Source organism: Agrobacterium larrymoorei (genome assembly GCF_013322225.1).
Classification (GTDB): Bacteria; Pseudomonadota; Alphaproteobacteria; order Rhizobiales; family Rhizobiaceae; genus Agrobacterium; species Agrobacterium larrymoorei_A.
Genome location: NZ_JAAMFB010000047.1, coordinates 1 through 8425 on the forward strand (window position 1 = coordinate 1; position 8425 = coordinate 8425).

Consider the following 8425-nt stretch of genomic DNA (forward strand, 5'->3'; position numbering starts at 1 on the left):
AAGCCGGGCTATGGTTCCGGCGCGGTCGTCTCGTCATGGTATCTCCTGTTCTCAGCATTTAAGCTGAAGTCAGGCAGAAATTCCACTTATCCTAGCTGTGCAGATTTTCCGAGCCACCTCTGATTGACAGACCCTTGAGATCAAATGCCGCCTTTTCCAGCTGCTGCAGGGATTGCTTCGGCGCGATGCCGCAACAGATGTGCAGAAGCTCCGCCAGCATCTCATGATCGAAACCAGCAGTCTCGAGCACAAGGTCGGCCGTCATCGAGACGAAGGGCGGAAGGGCGGTCTCTGTCTCATCGGCAAGAACTACCGGGGCCGAGCGTTCGAGAAGGACATCAACGAGAGACTTGCTCAACGACCGTTCAACCGCCTTTTGGACGTCCGTCCCTACAAGTTTCTTAATCGTCTTGCGTGGCCTCTTTCGACGGCGATCACTATGGCCGTCCCAAACGGAATTGCTGCGATAAACGTCTTCGAGCTTTGTCCAGCACGGTAGGATCAATCCATCTTCAAGCATAAAAACAAATCGCCGCTCAAACCGTCCGACCGGTGCTTTGATCAGGACGAAAGCTCCTGGGTTTCGGAGGACCGCCGACAGCAACGACAGATCGGGAATGCTTGAACCAACGGCACGCGCCACCAGTAAAGCGATAGCAACATGGGCTACGCTCGGCGGCGCAATATGCTTGCGAAGCTGTGCCAGGAACTCATGGCGACACGCAGGGACGGACGCTTCGCGCGTGGCTGTTGCCGATGTATATTGCTTGCTTCTTCGCTTCGTTGCCGAGCGAACCTTTCCAACGGCCGGTTCAGCAAAGTCTTGTCCGTGAACATCAAAGGTCGGTGTTTTGTAAGGTTCTCTGCGAAGACGCCGTCCTAACTCAGCGTGAAGCTTCACCGGTTCGGAACGGAGGAGATGCAGAGAATGCTTTGGCACACGCCAAACCGTGCCGGACTGTTCATCCCCTTCGATGATGAAAGCCTGCTCCAGAAGTCCCACGCCCGCTGCACGCTCATAGAGATCAAGGACTGCAAGCCGGTGAACACGAGCCATAAGATAGCGGGTAATACGATCGGTCAGGGTTTCCATCACGCGCCCTCCCCGATTTCATGAGGCATGAACTGTCGATTGCCCCTGAGCCAGCCGCGCAGCATCAAAGCCGTTGGATCGCCCGCTTCACACAACGCAAGCAACTGCTGTCGGAAGGTTTGGGGAATGCTGGTCATGGCAATGCCCTTGCGTCGAGCAAAGCCGATGACGACCTGGGCAACGACAGCTGGATCAGGCGGAGTAGTAGAATTCGCGGAACACCTTGCAAAGGCTTTGGGGATGACCTGCGACCGAGAGGTCGCATTCTGTTTGGCGGCGGTCTTAAATTTCTCCAATCTCTTCGACCGGTCGTTTGTGACCGATGTAAAATCTCGGTCTTCTCTGTGGGGACCCGGGAATGGGATAATATTTGAGGTAGGTCGGCGCATGGCGAACGTCTCCTGTCGCCGAACATAGGTTCGGCGTGAATGATGAGGAAAATATCGGAATAGACGTTTCGCTGGCCGGTCACCCCGTACCCGTTCGAGGGCTACGGGCAAAACCAACACGGATGTGGCCGTAATCGACCTTACATTCATTCGGCCTGACTTCTATCGGCCCCGACAACCCATCCTTCGGGGCGTCAGCGGCATTATCGTCAATGCGGGGCAGTTCCGCTTGTCGGGTGTAACCGCCCCTTGCCATTCTCCAGTTGTCGTCGATCCGGCCATGGAAGTGCTCGCGCAACATTCCGATTGCCTTGCCTGCATCGGCGACCTCGAGGAGATGATCGAGATCGCGCAGTGGCCAGACGCCGCCGTCAATGTCGGAGCGTTGGTTCTCCGCATTCAGGATCACGACACGGACCTCCTCCACCACCAGCCGACGATGCTCTCGGTAGAGAAGATCGGGTACGACGAGGGCGGCGGCCAACATTCGGCTCTTCAGCTCGTTGATGCGGGAGACTTCGTAAGAGCCGAGGCTGCGCTTGACGTCGATGACGTGGGCGATCTTCGTTTTCCTGTTCAACAGGATCAGGTCCGGCGTGTAGGTCTTACGCCCACCGGTATCGGCGTCGAGGGTTAGAGACCGGAAATGCTTTGGATCGTTTTTCTCGACGAGTTCAAGGGCGGTCTTTGTAACCGGTAGCCGCAGATTATGCGCCAGAACAACAAGGTCAGGATTGAGGCCCGCGATGATGCCAATCCCGCGCTCAAGCAGCCTGCCCTCCTGAATAGGGATGGCGCGCAGGATTGCCGCAGCTTCATTGACCCCGCCAGCAAGCGCGTTGGATAGTGCGCTGGCGGAAAAAGGCTGAGTAGACAGTTCGTCAATGAGGATGTCGAAGCGCGGCTGTAATGCATCGAGATCGACGGCATACGAATAGGCTGGCGCGCCAGACGCGCCTGAGGGAATGGTCGTCATGTTAGTGCTCCTGCTGACAGTAGCGACCAACCCGCAAACTTCGAACCCACGGCATCCGACCCGGAAATCATTTCCGCATCCGGCAGCCAGCCAGCTTCAAACGAAGCCGGGTCCGAGAAAAGGGATGATCGGTTGAGTGGATCAGTTGATTGATGGTGCGCAGGCACGTCGAAAACGACGGGACAAATAGCTGCTCCGTGGCAACAGGCGGCCATCGACAGGATCGGGGGACAGAGGAGCTTCCAGTTCGGAAGCAAAGCAGGTAAGGGTCAACATAGCCCAATGCCTTTCGTAAGAAGGTTGCGGGTCAGGCCCCCGTGAGGTGTTGGTAGCACCAACGGGGGCCGCTAAGTGTCTGCAGGTACTCATTTTCTGCTGACACTGTCGACATAGCCCGGAGTTTCACGCCCGGCAAGCCGGTTGGAACACACCCGGAACAAAGAGCACCGGTATGGTTAACGGGGTACGCGGCGACCACCGGTCAAAAAAAGCCCCGCGCGCACGGCCAGCCACTAACGAAAATGTGGAATCCATACCGAGGTCCCGAGACCCCAACCTTATGATAGGGGCAAGGTATGCATGCCATGGTGTTGAAGATATCTCCGCAGGCATGGTTACGCACAATCCTTGTCAATCGCGCCTGATTCACATATATATGTGAAGAAACGGAGGGTTGCTGCATGTTGAAGAACACGACCATGAATTTGCCAGATGAACTGGTTGCGAAGGTTAGAGCATATGCCGCGCAAAATCGGACAACTATGACTGCGATCGTGCGCGAGCATTTTGAGGCGATCACCGAACCGGAGAGAGAAATTTCGGATGAAGACCCGCTTCTGGCGTACTCAAAAGGGATGCTCTCGAGACGGGAGGCAGTTCGTCGCCTTGGTCTGAGGGACTACGCCGACCTGCTCGTCGCGCTCGGCGATGCCGATCTTCCCATGCCTCTTCCCCCGGCACACGAAATCGAGAATCAGGCTGCCACCTTCGCAAAGCTTTGGAGGATGGGATGAAGCGGTGCACGATCATCCTGCCCGACGCCGGTCCGATCAATAGTCTGTGGGTGGCTGATCGGCTTGATCTTCTACTCGAACTGGATATGCGGATTGTTGTCGTTGACGCTGTCTACGACGAACTAACCAGCGATTTTTCCTACCTCAAAGATGCCGAAGTTAAAGACTTCATCGATGGCAACTCTCCACCTTTCGTGATTGAGCGCACAGACATAGGTGAAACCGAACGGCAAAAGCGTCGACTTGGACAAAAGCTGAAAAAGAACGCCGGAGAACTCGCCATGGTCGATTTCATCTCCGATGAAGGAGGCCTTGAACGCTATCTTAGGGCCAGCGATCCTGTCGCGATCTTGTTTGAGGACGCGGGCTTGAGGGTGTTCAACCGACCACCAAATCTGCACCTGATCTCAACCGTCGGATTGCTCCGGGGATTGGAGGATGTGGGTGTGATAGCATCGGCAGACCAGGTGATAGATGAAATGCTTCATCCCACCAAACCTGGCAGAAGACCCGAGGACGCCAGAAAGTTCACCGATCTCCCTGGCGGAGTCGATGAACCCGCAGCCATTGGAAGCACCTGGAAGCCCTGAAAGATAGGCAGTCGGTCTCCGTGTTTTGCCGCTTAGTCGTGATTCCACATTTTCGTTAGTGGCTGGACGCGCGCGGGGCCATGGTACGGCTTTCTCGACGTTACGCCGGGACGGCTGCTCCAGAAGTGATTTTCCGCCTCGCCTTGGCTGTCCGTTTCGGCGCGCTCATGCCATTGAACAATCTGTTGATCTTGGTCAGCGCCACCTCAGGCCCCTTTCGCTCCCGCACGCTCAGGCCTGCCGGTGCCGGCTGCGCAAGGTCACGCGTGTCAACGACCGCCACGTCATCTTCAGTAGAGGCCAACGCCTCCCCGTGGACTACAAAACGCAGCAGCGGCACGACCTCGCCTTGAAGCCAGCCAACGAAATCGGTGCGATCGGGCCAACCGTCAACCCCGCCCATACGATGCAGCAAAGCCTGAACCTTGCGCCATGCACTACCCTCTGGAAGACGTGCAGGCCGCCAATTCACACTTGCGACCATTTCCGCTTTCATCGGTGCCGCTATGCTGTTGAGAAGGTCGTGGGCATGCCGGCAATCGTAAACGATCGCGTCCTGGAGCTCCCCCTTCTTCACCGCTCGCCCTTTGGCGATTGGCTCCATGGCCTTTTCGACCTGCTTGAGGACTGCCGACATAAGACCGTGAAACTGCGCGACGTCCTGCGTCGTCTTCAACTCGGCAGCTTTCCGCAACCCGGCAAGACCACCGACATTAAGATCGTCGTCACTATGGGCACTTGTGCGCTTGGTCTGGATACCGATCATGACCTTTATCTGAGTCACGGTCAGGGTTTCGCCGTTCTCGATCGCCGTGATGACGCGATCAATGTCCGACCGTTTGGCTGAGGCCAGCACAAACAGGACCGTGGGGGCGACAGCCATCGACACCAACCGCTCCTTATAATCTATCAGGTTGTTATGGACGGCCATATAGTTTCGGCCGGTCTTAGGCGTGAACTTGCACACCGCCTTAACCCATGCGCCGAGAGCCTTCTCAGGGAGAATGGATTTTGCGCGCGAGAGGTAATCGCCGATGTCATAGGCCTGTTCCGTCGTGCGACGCCCGAGCGACCGAAAGGCGTCTCGGAGCCGTTTCAGTTCGTCCTGCTGCGCCGGGCTGAGGGTGGAGCCTGGATTGGCCTCATCGACCGAATCCTTCTTCCTATGGGTGTATTTTGACATAAGTCTCCTGTCTCCGTTTTCGACCGATCTTCATAAGCGACCGTGAGATAATGATGACATGAGTTTGGGAAAAGTGTTACAACCGCTTTTGTCAACTCCATGTTTTTAATGGTTTTTTAGCAGAAAAGGGGCCGTTACGGCGGAATCGCACACCAAATTCCCCAATAGATTCAGCGAGACAAAATTTTTTAATCTGCATTGTAATTACGCATTTTCTAACTCAATCAAGGGTTTACATCAGTCATCCCCAAGAGGTTTGTTATGGCGGAAATAGTCTGCAGGCCGGCACTTCCTATATGGGTCGGCTTGGTCTAGCTGGTAATCAGCCTAAGATACCTAGCAGGTCTCAAAGAGCCCACCTACGTCAGGGTTCCTGCTTCTGCAGACTACCCGCAAGGTCAACCGCTGAGAACTTTTCTTTAACCAAGCCACGAGATGACCGCAGTCGCTCCACCGTCTCGCTTGCCATTTTCACCAGATCGATTATTTGAACAGTCACGACAGTGTCGTCCCAAGCGGTTGTGAGCGTGAGGGAGAGCCGATCCTGCGTCAAGAGCTCTCGACGGTAAATACCGGCTCACACGGTTCCGTCATCGTTTTTTCCGACATACCGAAGAACAACGATGCGCGACGCGCAGGGAGATCATCATGACTGATACCTTCAACCTTAATCACATTGAAACAACGTCCGATCCCTACCTCGAACAACTCCTTACGTTCATCCAGATGAACGCCGAGATGGAGCGAGGCTTTGGACCGGCAACCGCCTTGCTGCAACACGCAAGAACCTTCGAACCGACGGACACAAATCCCGACTGGTTCACCCGCGGTCCTGGGAAGCAAGCCTTCGATAACGCCACGCAGGTTCTTGTCTCACGAGTGGCTGCGGGAGATACCGGCATCCGGTACGCTGAAGGTTATGCGATGGACGCCGAACTGCCGATTCCGGTGCAACACGCCTGGCTCGTTGACGCCGATAACAAGGTCATCGATCCGACTTGGCGCGACACGACTGACAATCTGTATTTCGGGATCGTATTCGAAACGAATTTCGTACTGAACCTGCTGCAGATCAAGCAAAGTGCCGGCATTCTCGCGGATGCGGTCGGTATGCGCCGACACTACGGAACGCCAGAGCTTTTCGAGCAAGGCATTTATCGTACCGCGGCTATTTGATCTGCCAACCACAGCCCAGCCGGCACGCCAAAAATTTCGCGCGCCGGCTTGGAACGGCAAAATTTCCGTTAGGTATTATTCACTTATGAGCTTCGCAGAGCCATCATGACCAAGAACGTCCTATTCTACGCCCGCTATTCGACTGATCGCCAGGATGAACAATCCATTGAGACGCAGGTAGCGCTCGGCAGGGAGTTCGCTCGCGAGCGCGGCTGGACGATTACCGAGACCATCGAAGATCGAGCGATCAGTGGGACGAAACTGAAGTCACGGCCCGGCATCCAAAACGTCCTGCGCCGTATCAAGCGCGGCGATATCCACGTTCTTCTTTGCGTTTCGGTCGACCGCATCTCCCGAGACATGGAACACAGCTCCGGCATTCTCAAACAGCTTCGACACCATGGTGTTGAGCTCTGGACAGTCCAGAACAGCTCCGCAGTTAATGACATGGAGCTCGGTCTTCGTTCGATCATCAGTCACGACATGATCGAACAAACCCGTTACCGTACGCGGGAGGGGATGAAGACCTCCGTCAAGAAAGGGCGGGCAGCTGGAGGGATTGCCTACGGCTACAGGGCAAAGCTCGTCTATGACGTCAAAGGCGATCGTATTCCAGGTGAACGGGAGATTGACGAGGAGCAGGCCGAGATCGTCAGATGGCTATTCGAACAATACGTGCTCGGAAGGTCACCGAAAGAATTGGCTGTCGAACTCAATGGACGTTTGCCCCCCGTACCAGGCCCTCGCGGGCTTAAATGGCGTGACACGGCCATCCGCGGTCATCGAGATCGTGGTGCCGGGATTCTCAACAACGAGACCTATATTGGTCGCCTCGTATTCAACCGGCGCAATTTCCGAAAGAACCCCGAGACGGAGAATCGTGAAGCGCGGATGAATGATAAAAGCGAGTGGGTGGTCGGCGAGGTACCTGAGCTGCGTATCGTGTCCGACGAGCTGTGGGCGAAGGTTAAGAAACGCCAGATGGAAGTCGAGGCGAGTTTCAGCCATACGACAACCAACCGGTTAAACCGTACTCATCGACCCTCCTATCTTCTCAGTGGATTGCTTGAGTGCAGCCATTGCAGCGGTCCCTACGCGATCATGGCAAAGGACCGGTACGGCTGCACCAATCGCCAGAAGAAGCTCCCCATCGAACATCTGGGTGGCGTCGTTTGCCCCAACTCCAAAACCATCAGCCGACACGAGTTGGAAAGGCGAGTTCTCCACGCCATTCCCGCCCGCCTGCTCTCGGTCGACAGCACGGCTTCCATCCAGGATGAGATCAACAAGCAGCTGTTAGCTGCGGGAGCGAACCGTGAGCGCAACGAAGGAAAGCTGCGCGCTAGCTTACGGGATATTTCACACAGGCAAGAGGTGGTCGCAGAGCAAATCACCCAGCGTATTATGAACGGACAGCCGCAGATCGAGGCATTCGATAAGATGCTCGATGAGCTACAGAAGCAGCGTGATGAGATTGAAGCCAATCTCGCAATGACCACCAGAAAGACAAAAGGTCCCGCAAAGACGTTCATCATCAATCCGGCAATGTACAACGCTGTCATCGGCGCGCTCACCGCAGTTGTGCGTACCGGTGCTAGCCAAGATGAAACAGTTCAGCGACATTTCAGCTTCCTGAGGCAGCTTGTTCAGAAGGTCGTCATCTCGCCCAGCTCCGATGGCAAGTCGACGGAGCTCACAATTTACGGTCAACTTGCTGCAATCCGTGCTTCGATGCAGGCGTTCCAGGAATACAGTGCCGGTCTCACAGAGCGGCATAGAAACGAGTTCGCCCGCCGGATCAGGGCGGGTGAGTTTAAGAATCAATCTGAGAAGCTGGCATATCTTGAACGCTTCCGTGCCGTATTCGCCGAGGCGGAGGCTGAATGGAAGCTGTTACAAGTGTCGGTGGTTGCGGGGGCAGGATTTGAACCTGCGGCCTTCAGGTTATGAGCCTGACGAGCTACCGGGCTGCTCCACCCCGCGTTATATTTGAGCTGACGTTGGG

The 8425-nt window shown here is 55.7% G+C and carries 8 protein-coding genes and 1 tRNA gene; 4 read left to right on the forward strand and 5 right to left on the reverse strand.

Going from position 1 to position 8425, the window contains the following annotated elements:
* Positions 1 to 91 precede the first annotated feature (91 nt).
* The 3 genes from G6L28_RS22580 to G6L28_RS22590 all read right to left on the reverse strand — a co-directional run bounded on the left by G6L28_RS22580 (position 92) and on the right by G6L28_RS22590 (position 2458).
* Positions 92 to 1093, reverse strand: a complete 1002-nt coding sequence (locus tag G6L28_RS22580) for a hypothetical protein (protein WP_174066453.1) — start codon at positions 1091 to 1093, stop codon at positions 92 to 94.
* Complete coding sequence (locus G6L28_RS22585; RefSeq protein ID WP_174066455.1) at positions 1093 to 1389, reverse strand: hypothetical protein; 297 nt, start codon at positions 1387 to 1389, stop codon at positions 1093 to 1095. The genes G6L28_RS22580 and G6L28_RS22585 overlap by 1 nt, the downstream gene beginning before the upstream one ends.
* A 172-nt stretch (positions 1390 to 1561) precedes the next feature.
* Positions 1562 to 2458 (reverse strand): hypothetical protein, encoded by an 897-nt coding sequence (locus tag G6L28_RS22590; protein ID WP_174066457.1) that lies wholly within the window; start codon positions 2456 to 2458, stop codon positions 1562 to 1564.
* Between the two features lie 680 nt (positions 2459 to 3138).
* Between G6L28_RS22590 and G6L28_RS22595 the strand changes: the two genes are divergently transcribed.
* Together G6L28_RS22595 and G6L28_RS22600 are read left to right on the forward strand one after the other, a co-directional pair.
* Positions 3139 to 3471, forward strand: coding sequence for a hypothetical protein (locus G6L28_RS22595; protein ID WP_110801240.1), 333 nt, complete (start codon positions 3139 to 3141; stop codon positions 3469 to 3471).
* On the forward strand, positions 3468 to 4061 hold the full coding sequence (locus G6L28_RS22600) for a hypothetical protein (RefSeq protein ID WP_174066459.1): 594 nt from the start codon (positions 3468 to 3470) through the stop codon (positions 4059 to 4061). The genes G6L28_RS22595 and G6L28_RS22600 overlap by 4 nt, the downstream gene beginning before the upstream one ends.
* Before the next feature lie 100 nt (positions 4062 to 4161).
* Here the strand turns inward: G6L28_RS22600 and G6L28_RS22605 are convergent, their stop codons facing one another.
* Positions 4162 to 5244: a hypothetical protein gene (locus G6L28_RS22605; RefSeq protein WP_174066461.1), complete on the reverse strand. Its 1083-nt coding sequence runs from the start codon at positions 5242 to 5244 to the stop codon at positions 4162 to 4164.
* Between the two features lie 648 nt (positions 5245 to 5892).
* On the opposite strand from G6L28_RS22605, the gene G6L28_RS22610 reads away from it, so the two are divergent.
* Complete coding sequence (locus G6L28_RS22610) at positions 5893 to 6420, forward strand: hypothetical protein (RefSeq protein ID WP_174066463.1); 528 nt, start codon at positions 5893 to 5895, stop codon at positions 6418 to 6420.
* A 105-nt stretch (positions 6421 to 6525) separates the two neighbouring features.
* A complete protein-coding gene (locus G6L28_RS23265; RefSeq protein ID WP_202033818.1) occupies positions 6526 to 8370 on the forward strand; it encodes a recombinase family protein in 1845 nt (614 codons plus the stop codon).
* Here G6L28_RS23265 and G6L28_RS22620 read toward each other — a convergent pair.
* Positions 8327 to 8403: transfer RNA gene (locus G6L28_RS22620), tRNA-Met, on the reverse strand. The genes G6L28_RS23265 and G6L28_RS22620 overlap by 44 nt on opposite strands.
* Positions 8404 to 8425 lie beyond the last annotated feature (22 nt).

Coding starts and splice junctions, on each gene's coding strand:
- G6L28_RS22580 (WP_174066453.1), bottom strand. CDS start 1,093: ATGGAAACCCTGACCGATCGTATTACCCGCTATCTTATGGCTCGTGTT.
- G6L28_RS22590 (WP_174066457.1), bottom strand. CDS start 2,458: ATGACGACCATTCCCTCAGGCGCGTCTGGCGCGCCAGCCTATTCGTAT.
- G6L28_RS22595 (WP_110801240.1), top strand. CDS start 3,139: ATGTTGAAGAACACGACCATGAATTTGCCAGATGAACTGGTTGCGAAG.
- G6L28_RS22600 (WP_174066459.1), top strand. CDS start 3,468: ATGAAGCGGTGCACGATCATCCTGCCCGACGCCGGTCCGATCAATAGT.
- G6L28_RS22605 (WP_174066461.1), bottom strand. CDS start 5,244: ATGTCAAAATACACCCATAGGAAGAAGGATTCGGTCGATGAGGCCAAT.
- G6L28_RS22610 (WP_174066463.1), top strand. CDS start 5,893: ATGACTGATACCTTCAACCTTAATCACATTGAAACAACGTCCGATCCC.
- G6L28_RS23265 (WP_202033818.1), top strand. CDS start 6,526: ATGACCAAGAACGTCCTATTCTACGCCCGCTATTCGACTGATCGCCAG.